This window comes from Nonomuraea glycinis (assembly GCF_035920485.1).
Taxonomy (GTDB): Bacteria; Actinomycetota; Actinomycetes; order Streptosporangiales; family Streptosporangiaceae; genus Nonomuraea; species Nonomuraea glycinis.
In genome coordinates this window covers 6,120,678-6,144,793 of sequence record NZ_CP109166.1, presented here as the reverse complement: position 1 = coordinate 6,144,793, position 24,116 = coordinate 6,120,678, and the positions used below count along the sequence as shown (strand labels likewise).

Here is a 24,116-nt window from a genome sequence, read left to right as displayed (position 1 = left end):
GGAAAGGAGGAGCCGTGACCGTCGCGCCGACCGGTTCCATCACGGCCAACAGGGAACGGCTCGCCAGTTACCACACGTACCAAGAGGCGCAGAAGACCGTCGACTACCTGTCGGATCACGGCTTCCCCGTGCAGGGAACGTTGATCGTGGGCGTGGGGCTGCGCTCGGTGGAGCACGTCGTCGCACGCATGACGTACCTCCGCGCGGCCGGCTGGGGCGCGCTGAGCGGAGCGTGGTTCGGTCTCCTCATCGGCCTGTTCTTCGGGATCTTCGCGACTGCGGCCGCGTCCATGGTCGCCCTGGTCCTGTGGGGATTGCTGGGCGGCGCGGTCGCCGGGGCGATCTTCGGGCTGATCGCGCACGCAGCACACGGCGGCCGAAGGGACTTCGTCTCCGAGACCGGCCTGGTGGCTGACAAGTACGAGGTCCTCGTCGACTCCGAGCACGCGGCCAGGGCCCATGAGCTTCTCGGGAAGGCGAACGAGCAATGGCGAAAGCAGTAGGCATCGATCTTGGAACCACGAACTCGGTGATCGCCGCCACGGAGGACGGTCACCCCACGGTGCTTCCCAACGTGGAAGGCTCGCGCACGACCCCGTCCGTGGTGGCGTTCACCACCGAGGGTGAGCGCCTGGTGGGTCAGCTCGCGCGGCGTCAAGCGATACTGAACCCAAAGGGAACGATCTACTCATCCAAACGTTTCATCGGCCGTCGCTACGACGAGGTCGAGAGCGAGATCCACGCTGTCTCGTTCGACGTCGTCGAAGGCCCGCAGGGAGCCGTCCGCTTCCAGGTCGGCGACAAGCAGTATGCGCCGGAGGAGGTCTCGGCGCTGATCCTGCGTAAGCTGGCCGCCGACGCGGCGAAGTACCTCGGCGAAAAAGTGACCGAGGCGGTCATCACCGTGCCGGCGTACTTCAACGACGCCCAGCGCCAGGCCACCAAGGACGCGGGGCGCATCGCCGGGCTCGAGGTCCTGCGGATCATCAACGAGCCGACCGCCGCCGCCCTGGCGTACGGGCTGGACAAGAAGTCCAACGAGACCGTGCTGGTCTTCGACCTGGGCGGCGGTACCTTCGACGTCAGCATCCTGGACATCGGCGAGGGGGTCGTCGAGGTCCGCGCCACCTCCGGCGACGGGCATCTCGGCGGCGACGACTTCGACCGCAGGATCGTCGATCATCTTGCTGACGAGTTCCAGCGAGAGCAGGGCATCGACCTGCGCAAGGACCCGCAGGCGCTGCAGCGCCTCTTCGAGGCGGCCGAGAAGGCCAAGGTCGAACTGTCGTCGGTGACCCAGACCACGGTCAGCCTGCCGTTCATCACGGCGGACGCCGCCGGACCCAAGCATCTCAACACCACGCTCATGCGGTCCACCTTCGAGAAGATCACCACCGACCTCGTCGAACGCTGCATCCATCCCGTCGAGCAGGCGATGGAGGACGCCAAGCTCAGGCCCGCGGACATCGACGAGGTCATCCTCGTCGGCGGATCCACCCGGATCCCTGCCGTCCAGAACCTCGTCCGCAGGCTCACCGGCGGCAAGGACCCTAACATGACGGTGAATCCGGACGAGGTGGTCGCCATCGGAGCGGCGATCCAGGCGAGCATCATCAAGGGCGAGGTGCAGGACGTCGTGCTGCTCGACGTCACACCGCTCTCACTAGGTGTCGAGACCCTCGGCGGGCTCATGACCAAGGTCATCGAGCGCAACACCACCATCCCGGCCCGCCGGACCGAGACGTTCTCTACGGCGGAGGACAACCAGAGCGCGGTGGACATCGTGGTCCTGCAGGGTGAGCGGGAGCGCGCCGCCGACAACCGGGTGCTTGGGCGCTTCCGGCTGGAGAACATCCGGCCCGCGCCACGAGGGGTGCCGCAGATCGAGGTCACCTTCGACGTCGACGCCAACGGCATACTCAACGTTTCCGCCCGGGACAAGGACACCGGGGCCGAGCAGCGGATCACCATCAGCGAGAGCTCCAACCTGGACAAGTCGGAGATCGAGCGGATGGTGACGGACGCCGAGCAGCACCGTGACGAGGACACCCGGCTCCGGGAGACCATCGACGCGCGCAACGAGCTGGACTCGGTCGCCTACCAGGTGGAGCGCCAGCTACAGCAGCTCGGGGACACCGTACCCGTGCACGAGAAGGCACGTGCGGAGCAGCTCGTCGAGGAGGCCCGTCAGGCGATCAAGGAAGAGGCGCCGATTGACCGGCTGCGGTCACTCAGTGGCGAGCTCCAGCAGGTGTACCACGGACTCGGCGCCGCCGGTGGCCGGCCGGAGACGCCTGGGGTGCCTCCCCAGGCCCGGGAGGAAAGCGCCCCGGGCGCCGACGACGACGTGATCGACGCGGAGTTCTCCACCTCGGAGCCCGATTGACATGAACGAGAACGTACCCGAGGTCCGGAAGGAGCCCCGTGAGGAGAGTGCCGCCGCGTCTGCGGAAACAGACGCCAAACTCGCGGAGCTGGAGGACCGGTGGCTGCGCGCCGTCGCAGACTTGGACAACCTCCGCAAGCGGATCTCCCGCGACAACGAGCGGCTGCGGGCCGAGGAGCGCGCCAGGGTCGCCGCCGCGTGGCTGCCCGTCCTGGACAATCTCGAGCTCGCGCTGAGCCATGCGTGCCGCGACGACGACGCGAAGGCGGTGCTCGAGGGTGTGCGAGCGGTGCGTGACCAAGCCGTCGCCGTCCTGTCCAACCTGGGCTACCCACGACATGACGAGACGGGCGTTGTCTTCGACCCGTCGCGCCACGAGGCGGTGGCAGCCGTCGAACGGACCGATGTCGAGCCTGGCAACGTGGTGGAAGTGCTGCGGCCCGGCTATGGCGAGGGCGAGCGGCAACTGCGGCCCGCGAGAGTCGCGGTCGCGAAGAAGGCGGGATGATGGCCGCACGGCGGGACTTCTACGAGGTGCTCGGCGTGGACAGGAACGCCGACCCGGACGAGATCCAGCGCGCCTACCGCAAGCTCGTGCGCGCCTACCACCCGGACGTCAACAAAGATCCGGGGGCGGAGGACAGGTTCAAAGAGATCTCGGAAGCCTACGCTGTGCTCTCTGATCCCGAGCAGCGTCGCCGCTACGACGCCTTCGGCCACGATTTCCGCCAGGTGCCGCCCCACGTAGACCCTGCGGACTACGCCCGCGCAGGCACGCGCGCTTCGGGCGGCACCTGGCGGTCGGCGCCGGCCGAAGACTTCGGGTTCGGCACAGACGTTGACCTGGACGACCTGCTGAGCGGCATGTTCGGCGGCCGTGGCAGGCGGCGCTGGGGCCCTGTGCCCGGTGCAGACCAGGAGGTGCGGCTCACGCTGACCGTCGAGGAGGCCTACCGCGGCGGCCGTCACGGCATCACACTGCCCGGTGGCAGGCGCCTGGACGTCACGATCCCGCCGGGAGTCACGAACGGGCAGCGCATCAGGCTCGCCGGACAGGGCGGGCGAGGAAGCGACGGAGCGCCGGCAGGCGATCTGCACCTGATTGTGCAGATCGCCGACCATCCCCGGTATCGGGTGGAGGGCCGCGACATCCACACCACCCTGCCGCTCGCTCCTTGGGAGGCGGCACTGGGCGCTACGGTGCCCATCGACACACCAGGCGGCGAGGCGAAGCTGAAAGTGCCGCCGGGCACGTCCAGCGGCCGCCGCCTGCGCTTGAGAGGGCGCGGCATGCGCAACCCGGGCGGCCCCGCGGGTGACTTCTTCGCCGAAGTCCGGATCATGGTGCCGGCCACGCTCACCGACGCGGAGCGACGCCTGTTCGAGCAGCTCGCTGCCGCATCGCGGTTCGACCCGAGGAGGCGCTCGTGATCTACGCACTGGTACGCCCGGCCCGGCTCGACCTCGCTTCCTACGCGCGGGTCACGGGGCTGCACCCGGAGATCGTCCGCCGGCTGGTAACGCTCGGACTGCTGGAGCCGGACAGGGATGCCAGGGGGGAGCTGTGCTTCACCCCCTCCCAGGTCATGGCGGCCGCCCGCATTCAGCGGCTGCACGAGGGCCTGTCCATCAACTACGCCGCGATCGGCGTGGTGATCGACCTCCTCGACCGGATCGCGGAGCTCGAGACCGCCCTGCGCGGTCCTTTGCCACGACGCTAGGAGGATGGGAATGGACCCGAACAGGATGACGCAGAAGACGCAGGAGGCCCTGCACGACGCCCAGACCAAGGCGCTGCGGCACGGTCACACCGAGGTCGACGGGGAGCATCTCCTGCTGGCCCTGCTCGACCAGCCCGAGGGGCTGGCACCTCGGCTGCTGCAACAGGCAGGCGCCGACACACAACTTCTCGGCGCCGATCTAGAGGCGGAGCTGACGCGCCGGCCCAAGGTCAGCGGCCCAGGCACCGCGCCCGGCCAGGTGTTCCTCACTCAACGCCTGGCCCGGCTGCTCGACGCCGCGGACCGAGAGGCGGGCCGGCTCAAGGATGAGTACGTTTCGGTCGAGCACCTGCTGTTGGCCCTGATCGAGGAGGGCTCCGCGACTGCGGCAGGGCAGCTGCTGCACGGCCAGGGTGTGACCCGGGACCGGTTCCTGCAGGCGCTCACCGCCGTCCGGGGCAACCAGCGGGTCACCTCGGCCATGCCCGAGGTCGCCTACGAGGCCCTGGAGAAGTATGGGCGCGACCTGGTCGCAGACGCCCGCGCCGACAAGCTCGACCCCGTGATCGGCCGCGACACGGAGATCCGCCGCGTGATCCAGATCCTGTCCCGCAAGACCAAGAACAACCCCGTGCTGATCGGCGACCCCGGCGTGGGCAAGACGGCAGTGGTCGAAGGGCTCGCCCAGCGGATCACCCGCGGCGACATCCCGGAAGGGCTGCGCGACAAAACTATCTTCAGCCTGGACATGGGCTCGCTCGTCGCGGGAGCCAAGTACCGCGGGGAGTTCGAGGAACGCCTCAAAGCCGTGCTGAACGAGGTGAAAGCGGCTGAGGGCCGGATCCTGCTGTTCGTCGACGAGCTTCACACGGTGGTAGGCGCCGGGGCGACCGAGGGTGCCATGGACGCGGGCAACATGCTCAAACCGATGCTCGCGCGCGGCGAGTTGCACATGATCGGCGCGACCACGGTGCAGGAGTATCGCCAGCACATCGAGAAGGACGCCGCCCTGGAACGGCGGTTCCAGCCGGTACTGATCGACGAGCCCTCGGTCGAGGACGCTGTTTCGATCCTGCGCGGCCTGCGCGAGCGGCTGGAGGTCTTCCACGGCGTGAAGATCCAGGACAGCGCGCTCGTCGCCGCGGTGACGCTGAGCCACCGCTACATCGCCGACCGGTTCCTGCCGGACAAGGCCATCGATCTGGTCGATGAGGCGTGCGCGATGATCCGCACCGAGATCGACTCCATGCCGGCCGAGCTCGACGCGCTCACCAGGAAGGTGATGCGGCTGGAGATCGAGGAGGCGGCGCTGGCCAAGGAGGACGACTCCGCGAGCCGGTCCCGTCTGGAAGAGCTGCGCCAGGAGCTGAACGCCTCGCGTGTCGAGGCTGACGCGATGCGGGCACAGTGGGAGGCCGAGCGGTCGGCTCTGCGCAAGGTGCAGAGTCTGCGGCAGGAGCTGGAGAGTGTGCGGCGGGAGGCCGAACAGGCCGAACGTGCCTACGACCTCAACCGTGCCGCCGAGCTGCGCCACGGCCGGCTCCCCGAACTGGAACGCCGGCTTCGCGCCGAGGAGGAGCGGCTCGGCACCCGGCAGAACGGCCACCGGCTGCTGCGCGAGGTCGTCACGGAGGACGAGATCGCGTCCATTGTCTCCCGCTGGACCGGCATCCCCGTGACCCGGCTGCAGGAGGCAGAGCGGGACAAACTGCTCAAGCTCGATCAAATCCTGCACGAACGTGTCATCGGACAGGTGGAGGCCGTGCGGCTCGTGGCCGACGCCGTCATCCGCGCTCGCTCCGGCATCAAGGATCCTCGGCGCCCCATCGGATCGTTCCTGTTCCTCGGGCCCACCGGGGTCGGCAAGACCGAACTTGCGAAGTCCCTCGCGACGGCCCTGTTCGACACCGAGGACAACATGGTGCGCATCGACATGAGCGAGTACCAGGAGCGCCACACGGTCAGCCGGCTCGTCGGTGCTCCTCCGGGCTACATCGGTTATGAGGAGGGCGGTCAGCTCACGGAGGCGGTGCGGCGCAAACCGTACTCGGTGGTGCTGTTCGACGAGATCGAGAAGGCCCACACGGACGTGTTCAACACGCTGCTGCAGGTCATGGACGACGGGCGGCTGACCGACGCGCAGGGCCGCACGGTCGATTTCCGCAACACCGTGGTCATCATGACCTCCAACATCGGCTCCCAGCACCTGCTGGACGGGGTCACCGCCGACGGGGAGATCAAGCCTCAGGCGCGCGAGAGCGTGATGGGTGAGCTGCGCATGCACTTCCGGCCAGAATTCCTCAACCGGGTCGATGACATCGTGCTGTTCAAGCCGCTGACCGAGGCCGAGATCGAGCGCATCGTGGACCTGATGTTCACCGACATCAGAACCCGCCTGGCCAGCCGCCGGCTCACCCTTGAGGTCACCGAGGACGCACGCCGGCTCATCGCCAACCAGGGCTACGACCCCGTCTACGGTGCCCGGCCACTGCGCCGGTTCATCGCCCGCGAGGTGGAGACCAGGATCGGACGCGCCCTGCTCGCCGGCGACGTGCCCGACGGGTCGACCATCACGGTCGGCGCCGACAAGGGTGAGCTGAACGTCACCTTCTATCCGCCCAGGACCTGACGTGTACACCCTGAACTGCGCCAACTGCGGCAGGCTCAACAGGGTCCCGGACGCCTACCGAGGCAGGCCCCTGTGCGGGGCCTGCCGCCGGCCGCTGCCGTGGATCGTCGACGCTGACGACAGCACCTTTGGCGAGGTCGCCGAACGCGCCGACCTTCCCGTCCTCGTCGACTTCTGGGCGCAGTGGTGCGCGCCGTGCCGGACAGTCACCCCGGCACTCGAACAGCTCGCCCGCGAGATGGCGGGACGGCTCAAACTCGTCAAAGTCGACGTGGACAGCTCTCCGGCCCTCGCCCGCCGATACACGATCACGGCCGTCCCGACACTCATGGTGCTGCACGAGGGCCGCGTCGTGGCGCAACGCGCAGGCGCGCCGCCCGCGCCGCAGTTGCGCCAGTGGGTCGAAGACACAGTACGGGCACCGTCATGACGGCCACGCCGACCTGCGCGGTCGAGACGCCTGACCTGTGCGGGGCCTATCCCCGGCTGGACGAGCAGCAGATCACCGAGCTGTCGCGGCACGGCGAGCGGCGATCCGTATCGCCGGGCGACATTCTGCATCGGGAGGGCGAGCAGACCCGTGAGTTCATCGTGATCCTGCGGGGCAAGGTGGCCGTGGTCGAGGGGGACGGCGCGAAGCAGCGGACGATCGCCGTTCACGGCCCCGGACGTTTCCTCGGCGAGCTCGGCCTCCTCATCGGCCAGGCGGGATTCGTGACCGCGGTCGTGCGGGAGCCTGGCGAGGTGCTGGCCGTACCGGCCGACGAGGTGCGAACGCTCGTGGCGGGCGACCCGGCGCTCGGCGACCTCATCCTGCGGTCCTACCTGACCCGCCGCACCCTGCTGATCGGTCTGGACGCCGGGTTCCGCATCATTGGCTCCCGATACTCACCCGATGCCAGGCGGCTGCGCGAATTCGCCGCACGCAACAGGATCCCTCACCGGTGGATCGACCTGGAGGAGGACGAAGCCGCGGACGCGCTCCTGCGCGAGCTGCGCATCTCCCCGCACGACACCCCGGTGGTGATCTGGCACGGCGACCAGGTGCTGCGCAACCCGACCACGGCCGAACTGGCGAAGACCATCGGCCTGCTCGTCCCTGCGTCGAGGGACGCCGTATGCGATGTGGTCGTCCTAGGCGCGGGACCCGCAGGACTGGCCGCCGGCGTGTACGCGGCCTCTGACGGCCTGACAACCGTCGTGCTCGATGCCGTAGCCACGGGCGGCCAGGCGGGCACCTCGTCCCGCATTGAGAACTATCTCGGCTTTCCCCCGGGCATCTCGGGCGCCGAGCTCGCCGAGCGTGCCGTCATCCAGGCAGGCAAGTTCGGCGCCCGCCTGACCGTCCCGGCCGAGGCTAGCCGTCTGGAACCGCGTGAGGGCCACTACGGCATCATCGTGGAGGGCGAGTGCGCCGTTAAGGCCCACGCCGTGATCATCGCGACCGGCGCCCGCTATCGGAAGCTTGATGTTCCCCATCTCGAGAAATTCGAAGGATCCGGCGTCTACTATGCGGCGACACCGTTCGAGTTGCGCATGTGCCGACAATCGCCCGTGGTCGTCGTCGGCGGCGGCAACTCCGCGGCCCAGGCGGCACTTTACCTGAACAGGAACGCATCGTCGGTGCGCATGCTGGTGCGTGGCAGCGACGTACACGCGAGCATGTCCCGCTACCTCGCCGACGAGATCGACCGAACTCCCGGCATCGAAATCATGTACCACACCGAGGTATGCGAACTGGTCGGAGACCGCGCGCTACGGGCTGTCCGCGCGCAGAACACGCGAACAGGAGAACTTCTGGAGATCCAGACCAGCGCGCTGTTCGTTTTCATCGGAGCCGAGCCGCACACTGAATGGCTCAAAGGGACCCTCCCGCTGGACGACCGCGGCTTCGTCGTCACGGGCCAGGGCACATCGCCCTGGGGTACCCTCCTCCCCTTGGAAACGGGCTATCTGGGCGTATTCGCCGCCGGCGACGTCCGCAGCGGCTCGGTCAAGCGGGTCGCGTCCGCAGTCGGAGAAGGCGCCATGGCGGTACGCCTGGTGCACGAAAGATTCACCACCACAGGCAGCCAATAGGGAAGACGGTGATCCACATGCCCGTGATCGCAGTTTCCAGGTTCGAGCACTTCTTTCGCGCCGCCGCGGGACTCGACGTGGACAAGGCCGACCTCAAGCGCTACAGCGACTTCGTCAACCGCAAGCTGTACGACATGCTCATCGTCGCCGAGGCCGCCGCGAAGTCGAACCGGCGCGACATCATCCAGCCTTGGGACCTGCCCATCACCAAAGGACTGCAGGAGAACATGCACGACTTCCGGGACCTGGACGAGGAACTGGACCTGGCATCGATCCTGGCGGAGCTCGCGGCCCTACCTCCGCTCGATCTGTCGCTCAGCGAGGAAACCGAGGCCCGGCTGCCATCCGTGGCGGGTGGGCTCTCCGTGGCGCTCGCCAGGACGATCAGAGCCATAGAGCCTGATCGCAAGAACCCGGCGAGCAAGGAGTGGACACGAACAATCCGTGTCTTCGATCTGCTGCTATGACGAGATTCGGCGCGTTGCTGCTGCCTCCGGTCGCCACGCGATCGGATGGCGGCTGCACAGCGAGCGTGCGCTGGACTCGCACGTCGAAGGGGTGGCGTCGGGCCGTCCTGTGACATTCTGGTGCAGGTGAGGGCAGCGTGGAAGCATCGCGGACGGCGGATACTTTCCTTGCGGCGGGTTTTGATGTGCGGCCTGCTCGGTGCCGTGACCGGCGGGGGCGTCGCGCTCATCGGCGCCCCCGAACTGTTCTTCTTCGTCACCTGGGATGTGGCTGTTTCCCTCGTCCTGGCGTGGGCGTGGCAGATCAGCTGGTCGCAGGACCACGTAGGGACCAAGCGCATCGCCGAAGAGGAAGGTGGGACGCACACCACCGACACGGGCATCCTGATCGCCGCGGTGGCCAGTCTCGCGGCCGTCGTGGCCGCCCTCCTCCGCCCGGGCAGCGATCAGGACCTGGTTGCCGTGACTGCGGTGATCTTGAGTTTGGTGACCGTGGTCCTGTCCTGGACATTGACGAACACCGTTTTCGCCCTCAAGTACGCACGCTTGTACTACGTCGAGGTTGACGGGGGCATCGATTTCCGGCAGGAGCAGCCGCCGAGCTATAGCGACTTCGCATACACGGCGTTCACCGTGGGGATGGCTTACGGAGTATCAGACAATGTGCTGGCCAGCACGCGTATCCGGAAGGTCGCCTTCGGGCACGCCCTGCTGTCCTATCTTTTCGGCACCGTCGTTATCGCGGTGTCCGTCGGTCTCATCGCCGATCTGGGGCAGCGATGAGCCCGTGTCGATGCCTGACGATCTCGAACAGGTCCGTATGGAGCGTCGAGACGGTACTGGACGAACCTGATTAACCAGCAGCAAACGGTCTCGCATACGCCCAGGTCAATCCACGAATCGCAATTCATGCATCTCGTAGATTTAACGGACACTGGGCATGCTATAGGCCTCCGCGGGGGTGGCACGGGGCACGGAGATGGTCATGAGACGAAGAACTCGCGTTGTGATCGTGGGGGCGGGTTTCGCCGGATTGGCCGCGGCGCGAACGCTGGCCAAGGCAGGCGCGCTGGTCACGCTGGTCGACCACAACCCGTACTCGACCTTCCAACCCCTGCTCTACCAGGTGGCTACAGCCGGGATGAGCATGTCCGACGTGTCATACCCTGTCAGGACCTACGCCGCCAAGTGGCCGAATGTGCGAGCACGTCGAGGTGCGCTAAGCACGGTGCTGCCCGAGAAGCGGCGCGTGGAGTTGGATGACGGAAGCACGCTGGACTACGACTTTCTCGTGCTGGCCACCGGTGTGACCACCAACTGGTACGACGTGCCGGGCGCGCCGGAGAACGCACAACCGCTTTATTCGCTCGAAGACGCGGCAGCGTTGCGGCGGCGGCTCCAGCACTGTCTGGAGGACGCGGTGGCGGGCCGGCGCGACAGCGTCCACGTCGTGGTGGTGGGCGGGGGCTCGACCGGGGTCGAGATTGCCGGGACGCTGGCCGAGCTGCGGCGGCGCACGCTGCCGCTGACGCATCCCGAGATTCGTCCCGACCAGACGAGCGTGACGCTGGTGGAGCGCTTCGACTTCGTGCTGGCGCCGTACAAGCCGCGGCTGCGAAATGCGGCGGCAGCCGCGCTGCGCAAGCGAGGGGTGCGGCTGCGGCTGGGCGCCACAGTGGCGTCCGTGGAACCGGATGCGGTGGGGATCGTCGATGGGACGCACGTGCCGAGCGACGTGACCGTGTGGGCGCTCGGCGTGACTGCGCCCGCCTACGTGGCGGAATGGGGGCTGCCGCAGACCAAGGGCGGCAGGATCAGGGTCACCGAGGCTTTGAATGTGCCGAAGCATCCCGAGATCTTCGTGGCCGGCGACCTGGCCGGACCGCCCGAGCAACTGCCGCAGCTAGCTCAGCCGGCGATCCAGATGGGAGAGCACGTGGGCAAGCAGATCCTCGCGGCGGCTCAGGGACTGCCGCTGCGGCCGTTCTCGTACCGGGATCCGGGGATCATGGCGACCGTCGGCCGGGCCGAGGCCGTGTTGCAGCTGTCCAACGGATTGACCATGCGTGGGTGGCCGGCGTGGCTGGTGTGGATCTTCATTCATGTGGCGTACCTGCTGGGCGGGCGCAACCGGATCACCGTGCTGGTCAACTTCTTCTGGCGGTACGCCGGTCCACGCCACGCCGCCACCAGCATCAGTCAATGAGCGCCGCCGACAGGGCGGCCAGGTCACCAGCTTGGAGACCGTCGCACCGCAGCCGAAGCCGCGCCGGGCGGACTCGCCAGGGCCACGGCTCTGGCCGTCCCGTCGCCCTCTGCCACTGTTGTCGCCTCCGCCCCGCACGCTGGGCAACGGCATGCTCGTCCGACGACCCGCCCGGTCTGGCTCCGGACGGGCGGCTTCGTCGTTTTGGGCCAGGAGATAGAGCACCCGGTCAGAGTGTTGTCGGCAGGACCGGGCGACCTGGCACGCCGGGGTCGGCGGCGAAGAGGGACCCCGCCTCCGGCTGCTCAGCGCGGTCCACGTCCCGCGCCGAGGTGGTGATGAACAGGCGGTCCAGATTCTCGCCTCCGAAGGCGACCGAGGTGACATTGCGCACCGGAAGGCCGACGATCGCGTCGAGGCGGCCGCCGACGTCGTAGCGGTGGACGGCTGCTCCCTGCCACAGCGCCACCCACACTCCGCCCTCGTCATCGACTGTCAGGCCGTCCGGAGCCCCAACCTCCCGGTCGATGAATACGAACGGGCGGCGCCCGCTGAGCCCGCCCTCCGGGTCATAGTCGAACACGTCCACGCGCCCGGTCGCGGTGTCAGTGTAGTAGGCGAGGGAGCCGTCCGGGCTGAAGTCGAAGCCGTTGGAGATCGTCACCTCGGGCAGGACCACCCGCAGCGTCCCATCGAGTTCGGCCACGTAGAACGAGCCGCGTCCGGGACTCTCGTCGTAGGCCATGGTGCCAATGTAGAAGCGGCCGTCGGGGTCGCAACCGCCCTCGTTCATCCGGATCGCAGGGTCGGTCCACGCCTCGCCGAGCGAGCGCAGCGGGGCGTCCAGGTCATCGGAGTCGGCCAGCAGCAGCTCGCGTTCTGCCGCGACCACGTAGCCGCCCGACACGCGCGGCCGTACGACAGCGGCGACCTTTGCCACATGGCGGCGGCGTACGTTGCCGTCGGGGTCGAGCATCAGCACGTCGCCGGCCAGCATGTCGACCCACCGCAGTCCGCCCCACCGGCCAGACCAGACGGGCCCTTCCCCGTGCTCGGCGACGGGATCGGTCACGGGGTACGAGGCGATGGTCATGCCGATCTCCTTGACAAGTCTCACGGGATACCTGCCGCTCATGCTGCCAGAACTGTCGTAGCCGACCACGTACCTCACCAAGCGGTGTCGTAGCGGCTCAGCCTCGTTCACCAACGCCACCGCGACGTCCACCGATTACCGGGTGGACGCTGAGAGGTCTCCTGCCGGTCAGCGACGTCGGCACTCGATCCACCGCCGTGTTCTCGAGAGGCCTGGTGAGGGCAAAATGCCGCTCGAAAACGGAGCGCCCGCTACCCGACGCGGGCAGCCTCACGATAAAAGGTGAAAGACGACCCGGAAGCCACCAGGTGGGGCACCACGTCTGAGGGTGCGGTGATGGCATTTTCCGCCGCGAGGCGATGGCTGGACAGGTGGACTGACCTAGTCCCCGGCTTGGGTCGATGGCGGCGGCGGGGGCTACGCCGCTGGGTGCGGCGTGAGAGGCAGTTGCTGATGCCGACGGCGACGGTCACCGTCGGCTGCCTGGTGGCTTGGTGGATCGCCACCGAACTGATCGGCTCACCTCAGCCAGTGCTCGCTCCCACCGGCGTGCTGTTGTCGGTGACAGCGACCGCCTACAGCACCCTGATCCAGGCCGTCCAGCAGACCATCGCGGTGCTGGTCGGACTGGCGGCTGCCATCGGCTTCGTGCAGGTGTTCGGCACCAGCGCCGCCACCATGGCCGTCCTGGTCGCGGTCGCGCTGGTGGTCAGCAGAACCGTCGGCATACCGTGGCAGAACACACAGGCGCCCATCACCGCTCTACTCGTGTTCACCCTGGGCCGCGAGTACGGCATGGCGCGGCTGCTCGACATTGTCATCGGCGCGCTCGTCGGAGCCACGCTCATACTGGTGATCCCGCCCCGTCACGTGGGTCGGGCCGCCAAGGACATGGCCGACCTGGCCGATGATCTCGCCGACCTTTGCTCCGACCTGGCGGAAGGCGTCAGGCAATCCTGGACCGCCCACCAAGCGCAAAAATGGCTGGCCCGAGCCAGACGCATGTCCGTCAGGCTGCGTTCGGCCCATGAGAGCGCCGAACGAGCGACTGAGTCCCTGCGTTTCACCCTGCGTCGGGCGCGGACCCGCCAGCGCCTGCGCCGCATCATGCAGGCTGCCCTATGCCTGGAGCACGCCTGTCTTCAACTGCGCGGCGTCACCCGTGCCCTCGCCGACCTGGCCGCCGGGGTTCGCGGCCTGCCAGGACAGCACGAGACCGGCAGTTTTCCCCAGGTTTTCGCCGACCAGCTGGATGCGGTCGGGAAGGCTTACGCCTGTTTCGAGCAACTGCTGGTCGCCCCTGGCAGCGGCGAGGATCTGCTCCGCCTGCGCGCCGCCGTAGCGGAAGGCGAGCACCTCGAACGCGCTGCCCGCAGGCAGATGGCAGAGATCGATCCGCGTTCACCCCTCTGGACGTTGTACGGCGCGCTGCTCGAGGACTGCGTCCAACTGCGACATGAGGTCGATCCCGACGACGGGCCACATCGCGACGCCATCCCCCCACGCGCCCGTGAACAAGCGGCCCGGTTCACATCACGCCGGCGACACTGACCTTCCGCGCCACGACCGCGTTGACCGCAATCGGCACCAGGCAGAGCGGATCACCGCGTGCGTCAACATGCTCGGGATCGTCCTATCCCGTCACGCCAGGGACGAGGTCCCCGGTCGTCACACCTAGGCCTCGTGGTGTCCCGCGCGGGCGGGTCACCACGGCCGTACTAAGCGGGTCAGCCCATTTCCTCCAGCTTGCGGCCCTTGGTCTCCCTGATCCATCTGGCAACGAAGATGAACGACAGCAGCGCCATGACGGCGTACCCGGCATAAGTGAGCGAAAGATTCCACTCCGCGAGCGCAGGGAACGAGACTGAGATCAGCCAGTTGGCGAGCCACTGGGCCGCAGCGGCGACGCCCAGGGCTGCGGCGCGGATGCGGTTGGGGAACATCTCGCCGAGCAGCACCCAGACCACCACACCCCACGACAGTGCGAAGAACAGCACGAACGCGTTGGCGGCGACGAGCGCGATCAGCCCCTGCTGGTCCGGCAGCGTAACCCTGCCGTCGGTCACCCTGGCCGCGCTGAACGCCCACGCCGTGGTGGCCAGCGCGATGGTCATCCCCACCGAGCCGATCATGAGCAGTGGCTTGCGGCCGATCTTGTCCACCAGCGCCATCGCGATCACCGTGCCGATGATGTTGATGATCGAGCTGGAGAAGCTGATCAGCAAGGACTCGCTCTGGTTGATGCCGACCGACTGCCACAGTACGGTCGAGTAGTAGAAGATCACGTTGATGCCGACGAACTGCTGGAAGGCCGACAGAGTGATGCCGATCCAGACGATCGGCAGCAGCCCGAGCGCCGGACCGCGCAGGTCCTTCATCCCCGGCACGCGTTCGGTGCGCACCACGTGCTGGATCTCCGCGATGCGCTCGTCGAGGTCCACGTCTTCACCCTCGATCTCAGTCAGCACCTCGCGCACCTGCCGGGTGCGGCCCGACATGATCAGATAGCGGGGCGATTCGGGGAGTTTCAATGCGAGTAGCAGATACAGCAGGGCTGGGATCGCGCAGGCGCCCAGCATCCACTGCCAGGCCTGCAGCGGCCCCAGGTGGTTGCTGACGTTGCCACCGGCGATATTGGCGATCACGTAGTTGACGAGTTGTGAGACGGCGATGCCGAGCACGATGGCCAACTGCTGGAACGACCCCAGCCGGCCGCGGTAGGCGGGCGGCGCCACCTCGGCGATGTACGTGGGCGCGAGCATCGACGCCATGCCGATCGCGAAGCCCGCGATCACTCGCCAGAAGCCGAGATCCCAAACCGTGAACGGCAGCATCTGCCCGATCGAGCTGATCATGAACAGCAGTGCCGCCACCTGCATGGACCTCGTACGCCCCAGCTGGTCGGCCAGCCTTCCGCCGGTCCAGGCACCTGCGGCCGAGCCCAGCAGCGCGATCGCCACCACGACCCCGGTCTCGACCGGTCCCACCCGGAAGTGGTTCTGGATACCAACTACCGCGCCGTTGATGACGGCGCTGTCGTACCCGAACAGAAATCCGCCGGCGGCCGCGGCCGCGGCGATGAACACGACGTGCCTCAGGCGCTCTTGACGGGCTCGTTTGATGATCATAGAAGTCCCCCTTGGCGGAGGCATACCCACAGGTCACGCTGAGTAGCCGACGTGGGAAGTTCCGCTATGCGGTGAGGTCGATGACGACCTTGACGTCGTCCCAGGCCCGAGAGCCTCCAGTGTGCGGTCCAGCGGCACCCGCCGAGTGATCATCTGTTCGACGATCGGCCTTTGACCAAGGCGGTGGCCGCAGTCCTGAAGTGGCGCAGGTTCGCGTTAGTGAGGTAGGCCAGGCGAAGGAGCACGGCCGACCATCCTGCCGCACTTGGTTCCGTCTCCTGAGTGGCCAGAGCTCGCACCGCCACGTGAAGCCCTCGCAGAATCATTGAAGGGAGACCGCCAGTTTCGGACGCCTCCCCCACAATCACCGCCCGGGGCACCAGAAGGGCACTCGCCTCGGCCGCTTCCCGCGCCACTTCCGGCAGCACCGTCGTGTACAAGTCGGCCGTGATCGACAGACTGGAGTGCCGTAGCATCGCCGACGTCGTCTTTATGTCATTGCCCGCCAGCGACAGCGTGGCCGCGCCATGGCGAAGGTCATGCAGCCGGATCGGCGGCAGGCCAGCCGCGAAAGCCAACCGCTCGAAATGTTCGCTGACCCAGTCAGGCGTCAACTCATTGCCATCCTCCTTCGTGAAGATGCGGCCGCTGTCCGTCCACGCCGCTCCCCACGCCAACCGTTACTCGTTCTGTCGCGTCTTGTGCGCCCGAAGGGCAGCGATCGTGCCCTTGTCCAGCGCGACCACCGCGTCCGACGAATCGGTTTTCGGCGCTCCTTCCTTCACCTTCCGGCCGATGTCGGTGAGCTGCTTGGCCGTGGCCAGCAACCCCTCATCCAACTCTCCGTCGACGCAGCGCGCGCGACACTGCGCATGCCTCAGGTGGTGTTCGTTCCATACGAGGCAGCGGTCGAGGAGTTCACGGCGGCAGGACTGCACCCATCGCTCCATGATCGAGTTCATCCGCGGTATCCGGATGCCGGTGAGCACCGTCTTGATGCCGGCGTCGGCGAGGATCTCGTCTATGAGAGCGGGGAACTTTCCATCCCGATCTCGGAGCAGAAAGTGCGCCCGACAACCCGCATCGTCCAGGTCCACCACCAGGTTCCTTATCGCCTGAACGACCCAATTTGCGGTGGGGTGCGCGGTGGTGCCGACCACACGGATGCGCCTGGTGGCGTGCTCGATGACGGCCGATGTACCGGCACTGGCCCTTCAGGGTGATGATCTCGATAAAGTCGCAGGCCAGCAGGGCGGCGGCTTGCGAGCCGCCTTCCGCATCGTGCAGGAGGCCCTGACCAACGCACTCAAGTACGTCGGCCCGCGCACCACCGTCGGCCTGAGCCTGGCGGCCGACTCCTGCCAGGTCAACATCGTCGTGCACGACAGCGGCCCGCCCGACGCCGAACCCGCGTCGGCGGCCAACCGGCCTGAGCGCCATTTTAACAGTCGTCTCAGGTTCGCTCGGTATGAAGAAGGCATCGCCGGGCGACGCGGGTCTCGGCCTGGCCGGCCTGGCCGGACGCGCCGCGCTCTACGCCGGCACGGTCAGCGCCGGCCCCGCATCGGACGACGGCTGGACCGTCTACGCGACCCTGAAAGGCAGCCATTCATGATCTCTGTGCTCGTGGTGGACGCCCAGCCGCTGCAGCGCTTCGGGTTTCGCATGCTGCTGGAGAGCACCCCCGACACCGAGATCGTCGGCGAGGCCGAGAACGGCGCCGAGGCCGTTCGGCGGACCACCGAGCTGCATCCCGACGTGGTGCTGATTGACATCCGGATGCCGGGCGTCGATGGGATCGAGGCCACCCGGCGCATCGTCGCCGCCGGTGGGCGTTCGCGGATCCTGGTGCTGACGACGTTCGACGTGGACCGGTACGCGCTCGCCGCGCTGCGGGCCGGGGCGAGCGGTTTCCTGCTGAAGGACATCCACCCGGAGGAGCTGCTCGCCGGCATCCGGGCCGTCGCCGCCGGGGACGCGGTGATCGCGCCGGCGCTGACTCGGCGGCTGCTCGACGCGTTCGCCGACCGGCTCAGCGATGACCTCTGCGGGCCCGTGCGGGAGGATCCCCGGCTGGACTCCCTGACCGGCCGCGAGCGCGAGATCCTCGTCGCCATCGGCCACGGCCTCACCAACGGCGAGATCGCGCAACGGTTCACGCTGTCGGAGTCGACGGTGAAGACCCACGTCGGGCGGGTCCTCGCCAAGATCGGCGCACGAGACCGGATCCAGGCCGTCATCCTCGCCTACGACCTGAGGCTCACCCGGCCGATTTAGCGCTTCATCTCGCGCGTCCGTCGGGGGCGCGACCGTAGTTCCCAGCCGCACCGCTCCGGGCCGATCCGCTCCGCGTGATCGACCGCTCCGCTGCCGGGTCCGCCTGCAGCCGCCCACGTCACCGCCCGTCCGACCGCCACGACGCCGCACGGGTGTGAGTTCAGTGCGGACGTGTGTGAGCTCTCTGTTTTTCGGCTTGTTGACCTCAGTGAGCTCACACACGTTCGACGCTTCGTCAGGACTTGCGGGGGGAGACCGACATGATGCCCGTGCACATCTCGTCGCTGGTGCCGTCGCCCCACACCACGTAGCGCGGTGGCAGCTTGCTCAGCTGCGGCAGCAGTTTGCGCAGCCCCGCGTCGTGCGTACACGTCACCCGCAGCGTGTCCCCCGGGCCAACCTCCACCGGCGACGGCAGCTTCATCAGCCGCTGGTTGTCGAAGTCGAACTGCGGCACGTCCAGCACGACCTTGGCCTTCGGCGTGCCCGGGTTGAGTTCGACCTTGATGGCCCGCCCGAGCAGGTGCATGTGGCCGAAACCGGCGAACAGCGTCGTCGGCGCCTCCACCTTGTGGTCGCAGGTCTGGGTGTCACCGGGCTTCGGCGCGCCGCCCTGGTTGCACTCCTCCACCTGACGGTCCGCCATCTCGCCTACATCCGGCCCGAACCGCTTCGTCACGTCCGCGATCGAGGCCACCCGGTCACAGAGCGGACCCGACTCGTCGGCGGCGCAGGGTAGGTCGATCGGCGCGTCGAGCGACCACGTCTCGAGTTCCCGGGTCTGCGGCGTGCCGTCCGTCAGCCGCAGCCGCACCGCCGAGCTGTCCGACCCGGCCGGCTTGCCGTCGGTCGCGAGCAGGTTGTAGTGGATCTGGAGGACGATCAGGCTGCCCGGCTCCAGCTTGAAGCCGGCGTCGTGGTCGAGCGGCGCCTCCGTGGCGCCTGGCGCCCAGGTGTCCACCCACGCCGCGTCCCCCTCTTCCACCTCGGCACCGGCCACGCCGGTCCCGCCGAAACACTGCCAGCCGAGGCCGGGGGTCTTCGCGTCGTGCTCGCGCACCGCGGCAGCACCGCCCGGCGGCACCGCGTACACGATGGCGTGGTGTGCGATGGCGACGTTCTCCGGCATGACCTGGGTCCCGGTCAGGAACGCCGCCTTGATCAGGCCCGGATCGATCACTTGGCACCGGTACTCATCCGTGCCGCCCTCCGGCGGCGCGGGCGTGTAGGCCTCGGCCATCTTCAGGTTGACGAACCGCTCGCCGGCCCGCAGCGGCTGCGGTGGAGCCGATGGCCCGCCCGCGTGCGCGCTGTGCGCGCCGGCCGCGGCGGGCACCGCTCTCTTGTCGGCGTCCGACCCGCAGGCGACTACAGCGAACGCCGTCGCCAGCGCCATGGTGGCCGCCCCGAACCTCCGCAGTGGACTCTCAGGTTTCGTCATAGCCCTGAACGCTAGGCCCGATTCCGTCCCGTTTCGTCGTACTGCGGTCGTCATCTTCGGGAGGGAGGTAGTACCACGGTACTTCTCTCCGGAGCGCCGCGTCTTCGACACGATCCTCGGGTTCAAGGGCGTCGACTACAACATCTTCCTGGCCAGCCGGGCCTGGGAGGAGACCGGTGATGCTGATCGAGGTCGGGGTCCTGGTCGCCTTCGGCATCCTGCTCGACGCCCTGCTCGTGCGGTCGGTCCTGGTGCCCGCCCTCGCCCTGCTGATCGGCCGGCGGACGTGGTGGCCGAGCCGGCTGTCCCGACCGGTGGAGCTGCCGGACGGCCAACGGCCGCTCGTGGATGAGGAGCCCGCGCTGCAACGGTGAGTGCGGCGGCACGGACGGGGACCCAGGCCGTCCCGGATCTTTTCATGGGCCCGACGGTCGCCGCCCTTTGGTCCTGCGCCGCGCCGCCGGGGCGGGTCAGCGCACCGCGGTGTCCTCCCCGGCGGTGAGCCGCGCGATCGGGGCGGCCGGAAGGTCGACCCGAAGCAGCGCGCCACCGCGTGGGGAGCGGGCGACGGTGGCCCGGCCGCCGTGGGCGTCGACGACCCGCTGCACGATCGACAGCCCCAGACCGGATCCCGGCAACGCCCGGGCGCTGTCGGCACGGTAGAACCGGTCGAACACCCGCGGTACGTCGGCGGCGTCGATGCCCGGCCCGGCGTCGTCGACCTCGAGCACCGCCGACGCGCCCTGGGCACGGAGCCGGACCTGGACCGGCTGGTCCGCGGGGGACCATTTGCCGGCGTTGTCGATGAGGTTGAGCACCGCCCGTTGGAGCGCAGCGGGACGCCCGCTCACCCACACGGAGGTCACGTCGAGCGCGACCTCGATGTCGGGCGCGCGGGAACGCGCCTGGGTCGCGGCCGCCACCACTACGTCGGCGAGGTCGAGCAGTTCGGTGCTCTCGTCGCTGACATCACCGCGCGCCAGGTCGGTCAGCTCGGCGACAAGGGTGCTCAACTCGGCCACCTGGGCGCCGAGATCGTTGAGCAGCCGGGTCCGGCTCTCCGCCGGCAATGCGCTGTCCAGGGTGCCGCGCCGATCGAGCCGGATCAGCAGCTCGATGTTGAGGCGCAGGCTGGTGAGCGGGGTCTTGAGCTCGTGGGCGGCGTCCTCGGCGAGCAGCCGCTGGGCCCGCCGGGAGTCCCGGAGCGCGGCGAGCATGTCGTTGATCGACTGGATCAGCCGCCGGATCTCCCCACCGCCCTCATCCGGGATGTCGGCGTCGAGATCCCGGGTGTGCGCGACACGGACCGCGGCGGCGGTCAGCCGGTCGATCGGTGCCAGCCCGGTCCGCGCCACGGTCCGCCCGACAAGGGCGCCGCTGACCACACAGAGCAGCCCGATCAGCAGCATGCCCAACCCGAACCGGTTGATCGGGGTGTCGTCGGCGGCGCGGGCCACCTGGACCGCGCCGTCGCCCGCCCGCAGCGTGTAGATGAGGTAGCCGTCGTCGTCGCTGTCGCCCGACTCCATCAGGTCGGCCGACGCGCCCTGCACTACGCGCCCGGCGTGCTCGCTGACCGGGGGCAGCGCGGGTTGGCCGGCCGGCGTCCGGATCGAGCCGTCGGGCAGGATGACCCGCACCAGCCGACCGGATCCGGGGTACGGCGGTAGCTGGACCTGCGCCAGACCGGCGCGCTCCGCGTTCGTCGCCAGGACGCGGGAGTCGGCGCGTAGCTGATCCTCCGCGGTGTCCTGCAGCTCCCAGTCCAGTAGCTCGCTGGCCACCTGGAAGGCCATGAACACGCTGACCGCGATGGCCGTCGCCGCGATCACCGTCAGCCTGGTCCGCAGGGACCGCCGGCGCCACCAACGGGTCAGCCGGCGCGAGCCCCGGCCGGTGGGCCTGCTCACGGAGGAGTGTCCCGCAACGTGTACCCCAAGCCGCGCAGCGTGTAGATCAATCGCGGCTCACCCTCGGCCTCCATCTTGCGGCGCAGGTAGCTCACGTACACCTGGAGGTTGTTGGAGGTGACGCTCATGTCGAAACCCCAGATCGCCTCGAACAGCGCATCTCGGGTCAATACCCGGGTCGCGTTGCGCACGAGGATCTCCAACAGGGAGAACTCGGTCCGGGTCAGGCGGAGCGGCCGCCCGCCCCGCCACGCCTCGAACCTGTCGGGATCGACCCGGACGTTGGCGAACGTCAGGATCTGCGACTCGTCGTCGCCCGGCGCGCGGCGGCGCAGCAGGGCCCGGATCCGGGCCAGCAACTCCTCGGTGGCGAACGGCTTGGGCAGATAGTCGTCGGCGCCCGCGTCCAGCCCCGCGACCCGGTCGGAAACCTGATCCCGGGCGGTCAGCATCAGCACCGGCAGATCCCGACCCGCCGCCCGCAACCGCCGGCAGGTCTCCAACCCGCCGAGGCGGGGCATCATCACGTCGAGGATCAGCAGATCCGGCGCGTCGCCACCGACCCTGTCGAGCACAGCGAGACCGTTGGCGACGGTGCTGGTGTCGTAACCCTCGACCTGGAGCACCCGCTCCAGCGACTCACGGATGGCCGCCTCGTCATCCGCGATCATGATCCGCACGCCGGCCCGCCCCCTCCAGTCGATGCTTTTGCCGCTCATTGTCCCCGATCAACCTGAGGCCAGGATTAGAGCGTCGCCGCTGTGGTGCCCGCGGGCCGTGCTCTTACGGATGCCTAAGTGGTCCGGCCCGGAAGTCTCTCGGGGGTTGACGGGCTGGGGCCGGCCGTGCGCGGGCGTTCAGGTGTCGATGCCGGTGACATACAGGTCGCAGACCAGGTTCAGGGCCTCTTGCGGGGTGCCGGTGAACCAGGGTGCGGCTTCGTAGCGGTCGTTGCTGGGGGTGTGGATGGCCAGCCCCCAGTAGGTGGCCGAGCCGCCGTAGCGCAGCCGCATCAGGGGTAGCCGGCCGCCGTCGATGAGCTGTCCTTCCACGTAGGCGAACTGGCTGTGGTAGCGCATGTGGACGGTGACCAACTGGGGCCAGTGCTCCTTGGCGTGCAGCGGGAGCCGCTGGTCCAGCGGGGTCTTGGCCGAGGCGGGGATCGCGGGCATGACCGCCATCTCGCTGCGTGGGCGTGTCGGGCGTGCACCCACCGGCACGTGCCGGCATTGTCGGCGGATCACTCGTGAAGATCGACCAGAGAAAGACCTCGGTGCCCCGCTGTCGCGCTCGCTTGGCCACGCTGTCCGCCTCCGAACGGCAGCGGCTCAAGAAGGCACCGAATCCGACCTTCCAGCAGAACCCCGACGTGCTCCTGCTTATCGGGTGGGAGTTGTTGGCGGGGCTGGTGCGGTCGATGCTCGTTGTAGTGCTCGGCGTAATCCTCCAGGACTGATCGCAGATGACGTTCGTCGTAGATCAGCTGGGCCGGTTGCCGGTCGGAATCACGATCTTGGTTTGCGCCCCCTTGGTCAGGTAGTACGTGGTCCACTTTTTGATCATTTCGTCGAGGAGCCAGGCCGTGGCGGGCACCAACGGCAGGCCGATCAGACCCTCCCGGAACCGCACCAGCAGCGGCCAGGCCGCTTTGACCACCGGGTCCAGCAGCGGCTGACGTGGGATGCCGTTCCAGTCGGCCACCTGGTTGCCGGTGAGGTACCTGGAGAACGCGTTGACGAGCGGCTTGTCGATGCTGCCGGGGCTGGTCAGCTCCGCGAGCATGTTCCGCAGGATGGCGTTCAGTTCCACGCCCTCCGAGGTCGGCCCCATGTTCCTGGGCAGGACTATGTCCGACTGGGCGTAGGACGAGTCCCAGGTGGCGGGCAGGAATTCGTCCCTGATGCCGAGCATGTGCCCCATCACCTGCAACGACTGCAGGTAGCCCGTGGACTCGGCGGAGGAGATGCGCACGTTCCATTCACGCATCCCGCGCATGGAATAGGTCGCCAGGGTGTGCCACGTGACGAGCATGTCCTCCTGGCTGATCGGGATGGGGCCGGACCAGTGGGGAGACGACTGCAGTAGGTGCCGCACCGCCGCGTGCACCAGCCGGGTCTTCACGGCCTCGACCACGGCCGTGCCGCCGGCCGACCAGGCATTCTGCGGCCTGACCGCGTACGCCAGGATGTTCGTCTTGGCGACCCGGTCTTTCAGATCCGCACCGCCCGCGGAGTAGTAGACCGAGCGGGCCTCCTTGGGGATGGCGGTGGCCAGCATGCCGGCGCCGACAATGGTGAGGACGACGATGTAGTTGCCTTTGAGCACATGGAACCGGGCCCCGGCGTCCAACTTGGCGGGGTCGACCCACGACGGCAGCTGACGCGCCTGCTCGATGAAGGCCCGCAGGTCTCCCGGCAGTCCCGCGGGCAGGGGCTGGTCGTTGCGGTTCCAGTCGTACAGCAGCCGGTTGACCTCGGGTATGAGACCGCGATCGAACAGTGAGGCGAGGAGCGGATCGGCCACGTCATCCCACACCCATCGGGGATCGGCGCCACTGCCGGAGCCCGCGACTGAACCGCTGGCCGGCCAGGTCCAGCCGTCGGACTGGGAGGCCGCCTGGGCCGGAGAGGCCATCCCTAAGGCGCCGAGCGCTCCCAGGGCGGTGCCTGAGATCAGCATGTCGCGCCTGCTCAAGTCTGCCATGCCTGTACTCCTTCGAGGTGGGGGGTCTCGCTCAGGGCATGTGGTTGGTTGCGAAGTCTTGGCCGGCTCGCTGGGA

General features: G+C 68.3%; 25 protein-coding genes. 16 read left to right on the top strand and 9 right to left on the bottom strand.

Translation table 11 applies throughout. The annotated features are described in order from the left end of the window. The first annotated feature begins 14 nt into the window (after window positions 1–14). From OHA68_RS28825 to OHA68_RS28775, 11 genes are all read left to right on the top strand, one after another. On the top strand, window positions 15–503 hold the full coding sequence (locus tag OHA68_RS28825; RefSeq protein ID WP_327103075.1) for a general stress protein: 489 nt from the start codon (window positions 15–17) through the stop codon (window positions 501–503). Next, the gene (dnaK, locus tag OHA68_RS28820; protein WP_327103074.1) at window positions 488–2,386 is read left to right on the top strand and encodes a molecular chaperone DnaK; all 1,899 of its coding nucleotides are present in this window, start codon (window positions 488–490) and stop codon (window positions 2,384–2,386) included. Before OHA68_RS28825 ends, dnaK begins: the two co-directional genes overlap by 16 nt. 1 nt (window position 2,387) lies before the next feature. Further along, window positions 2,388–2,894 carry a nucleotide exchange factor GrpE gene (locus tag OHA68_RS28815; RefSeq protein ID WP_327103073.1) on the top strand — a complete coding sequence of 169 codons (507 nt, stop codon included), beginning with the start codon at window positions 2,388–2,390 and terminating at the stop codon, window positions 2,892–2,894. Further along, window positions 2,891–3,817 carry a DnaJ C-terminal domain-containing protein gene (locus tag OHA68_RS28810; RefSeq protein WP_327103072.1) on the top strand — a complete coding sequence of 309 codons (927 nt, stop codon included), beginning with the start codon at window positions 2,891–2,893 and terminating at the stop codon, window positions 3,815–3,817. The genes OHA68_RS28815 and OHA68_RS28810 overlap by 4 nt, the downstream gene beginning before the upstream one ends. Then, entirely contained in the window at window positions 3,814–4,107 is a 294-nt protein-coding gene (locus tag OHA68_RS28805; RefSeq protein WP_327103071.1) for a chaperone modulator CbpM, read from the top strand. The genes OHA68_RS28810 and OHA68_RS28805 overlap by 4 nt, the downstream gene beginning before the upstream one ends. Before the next feature lie 10 nt (window positions 4,108–4,117). Then, on the top strand, window positions 4,118–6,736 hold the full coding sequence (clpB, locus tag OHA68_RS28800; protein WP_327103070.1) for an ATP-dependent chaperone ClpB: 2,619 nt from the start codon (window positions 4,118–4,120) through the stop codon (window positions 6,734–6,736). A 1-nt stretch (window position 6,737) separates the two neighbouring features. After that, the gene (gene trxA, locus OHA68_RS28795) at window positions 6,738–7,166 is read left to right on the top strand and encodes a thioredoxin (protein ID WP_327103069.1); all 429 of its coding nucleotides are present in this window, start codon (window positions 6,738–6,740) and stop codon (window positions 7,164–7,166) included. After that, the gene (locus OHA68_RS28790) at window positions 7,163–8,815 is read left to right on the top strand and encodes an FAD-dependent oxidoreductase (protein WP_327103068.1); all 1,653 of its coding nucleotides are present in this window, start codon (window positions 7,163–7,165) and stop codon (window positions 8,813–8,815) included. Before trxA ends, OHA68_RS28790 begins: the two co-directional genes overlap by 4 nt. 17 nt (window positions 8,816–8,832) lie before the next feature. Further along, window positions 8,833–9,282 (top strand): DUF1931 family protein, encoded by a 450-nt coding sequence (locus tag OHA68_RS28785; protein ID WP_327103067.1) that lies wholly within the window; start codon window positions 8,833–8,835, stop codon window positions 9,280–9,282. 126 nt (window positions 9,283–9,408) lie between these two features. Continuing rightward, window positions 9,409–10,065: a DUF1345 domain-containing protein gene (locus OHA68_RS28780; protein ID WP_327103066.1), complete on the top strand. Its 657-nt coding sequence runs from the start codon at window positions 9,409–9,411 to the stop codon at window positions 10,063–10,065. A 196-nt stretch (window positions 10,066–10,261) separates the two neighbouring features. Continuing rightward, a complete protein-coding gene (locus OHA68_RS28775; RefSeq protein WP_327103065.1) occupies window positions 10,262–11,488 on the top strand; it encodes an NAD(P)/FAD-dependent oxidoreductase in 1,227 nt (408 codons plus the stop codon). Between the two features lie 229 nt (window positions 11,489–11,717). Here the strand turns inward: OHA68_RS28775 and OHA68_RS28770 are convergent, their stop codons facing one another. Beyond that, window positions 11,718–12,581, bottom strand: coding sequence for an SMP-30/gluconolactonase/LRE family protein (locus OHA68_RS28770; protein ID WP_327103064.1), 864 nt, complete (start codon window positions 12,579–12,581; stop codon window positions 11,718–11,720). Window positions 12,582–13,034: 453 nt separating this feature from the next. On the opposite strand from OHA68_RS28770, the gene OHA68_RS28765 reads away from it, so the two are divergent. Further along, window positions 13,035–14,132: an FUSC family protein gene (locus tag OHA68_RS28765; protein WP_327103063.1), complete on the top strand. Its 1,098-nt coding sequence runs from the start codon at window positions 13,035–13,037 to the stop codon at window positions 14,130–14,132. 176 nt (window positions 14,133–14,308) lie between these two features. On the opposite strand, the gene OHA68_RS28760 is transcribed toward OHA68_RS28765, so the two are convergent. The 3 genes from OHA68_RS28760 to OHA68_RS28750 form a co-directional block, all read right to left on the bottom strand. Beyond that, on the bottom strand, window positions 14,309–15,709 hold the full coding sequence (locus OHA68_RS28760) for a sugar porter family MFS transporter (protein ID WP_327103062.1): 1,401 nt from the start codon (window positions 15,707–15,709) through the stop codon (window positions 14,309–14,311). Between the two features lie 149 nt (window positions 15,710–15,858). Further along, complete coding sequence (locus OHA68_RS28755) at window positions 15,859–16,386, bottom strand: tyrosine-type recombinase/integrase (protein ID WP_327103061.1); 528 nt, start codon at window positions 16,384–16,386, stop codon at window positions 15,859–15,861. A gap of 3 nt (window positions 16,387–16,389) precedes the next feature. Beyond that, entirely contained in the window at window positions 16,390–16,869 is a 480-nt protein-coding gene (locus tag OHA68_RS28750) for a hypothetical protein (protein ID WP_327103060.1), read from the bottom strand. Between the two features lie 308 nt (window positions 16,870–17,177). On the opposite strand from OHA68_RS28750, the gene OHA68_RS28745 reads away from it, so the two are divergent. Together OHA68_RS28745 and OHA68_RS28740 are read left to right on the top strand one after the other, a co-directional pair. Beyond that, window positions 17,178–17,324, top strand: coding sequence for a hypothetical protein (locus OHA68_RS28745; RefSeq protein WP_327103059.1), 147 nt, complete (start codon window positions 17,178–17,180; stop codon window positions 17,322–17,324). Then, window positions 17,321–17,986, top strand: a complete 666-nt coding sequence (locus OHA68_RS28740; protein ID WP_327103058.1) for a response regulator transcription factor — start codon at window positions 17,321–17,323, stop codon at window positions 17,984–17,986. Before OHA68_RS28745 ends, OHA68_RS28740 begins: the two co-directional genes overlap by 4 nt. 235 nt (window positions 17,987–18,221) lie before the next feature. Here the strand turns inward: OHA68_RS28740 and OHA68_RS28735 are convergent, their stop codons facing one another. Continuing rightward, entirely contained in the window at window positions 18,222–19,427 is a 1,206-nt protein-coding gene (locus tag OHA68_RS28735; RefSeq protein WP_327103057.1) for a monooxygenase, read from the bottom strand. 179 nt (window positions 19,428–19,606) lie between these two features. On the opposite strand from OHA68_RS28735, the gene OHA68_RS28730 reads away from it, so the two are divergent. Further along, window positions 19,607–19,801: an MMPL family transporter gene (locus tag OHA68_RS28730; RefSeq protein ID WP_327103056.1), complete on the top strand. Its 195-nt coding sequence runs from the start codon at window positions 19,607–19,609 to the stop codon at window positions 19,799–19,801. A gap of 96 nt (window positions 19,802–19,897) precedes the next feature. Here the strand turns inward: OHA68_RS28730 and OHA68_RS28725 are convergent, their stop codons facing one another. From OHA68_RS28725 to OHA68_RS28715, 3 genes are all read right to left on the bottom strand, one after another. After that, a complete protein-coding gene (locus tag OHA68_RS28725; protein ID WP_327103055.1) occupies window positions 19,898–21,337 on the bottom strand; it encodes a HAMP domain-containing sensor histidine kinase in 1,440 nt (479 codons plus the stop codon). Next, window positions 21,334–22,056 carry a response regulator transcription factor gene (locus tag OHA68_RS28720; protein ID WP_456094114.1) on the bottom strand — a complete coding sequence of 241 codons (723 nt, stop codon included), beginning with the start codon at window positions 22,054–22,056 and terminating at the stop codon, window positions 21,334–21,336. Before OHA68_RS28720 ends, OHA68_RS28725 begins: the two co-directional genes overlap by 4 nt. 138 nt (window positions 22,057–22,194) lie before the next feature. After that, the gene (locus tag OHA68_RS28715) at window positions 22,195–22,509 is read right to left on the bottom strand and encodes a hypothetical protein (RefSeq protein WP_327103054.1); all 315 of its coding nucleotides are present in this window, start codon (window positions 22,507–22,509) and stop codon (window positions 22,195–22,197) included. 74 nt (window positions 22,510–22,583) lie between these two features. On the opposite strand from OHA68_RS28715, the gene OHA68_RS28710 reads away from it, so the two are divergent. Then, window positions 22,584–22,793 (top strand): hypothetical protein, encoded by a 210-nt coding sequence (locus OHA68_RS28710; RefSeq protein ID WP_327103053.1) that lies wholly within the window; start codon window positions 22,584–22,586, stop codon window positions 22,791–22,793. A 23-nt stretch (window positions 22,794–22,816) separates the two neighbouring features. Here the strand turns inward: OHA68_RS28710 and OHA68_RS28705 are convergent, their stop codons facing one another. After that, on the bottom strand, window positions 22,817–24,040 hold the full coding sequence (locus tag OHA68_RS28705) for an oxygenase MpaB family protein (RefSeq protein WP_327103052.1): 1,224 nt from the start codon (window positions 24,038–24,040) through the stop codon (window positions 22,817–22,819). Window positions 24,041–24,116: the final 76 nt, after the last annotated feature.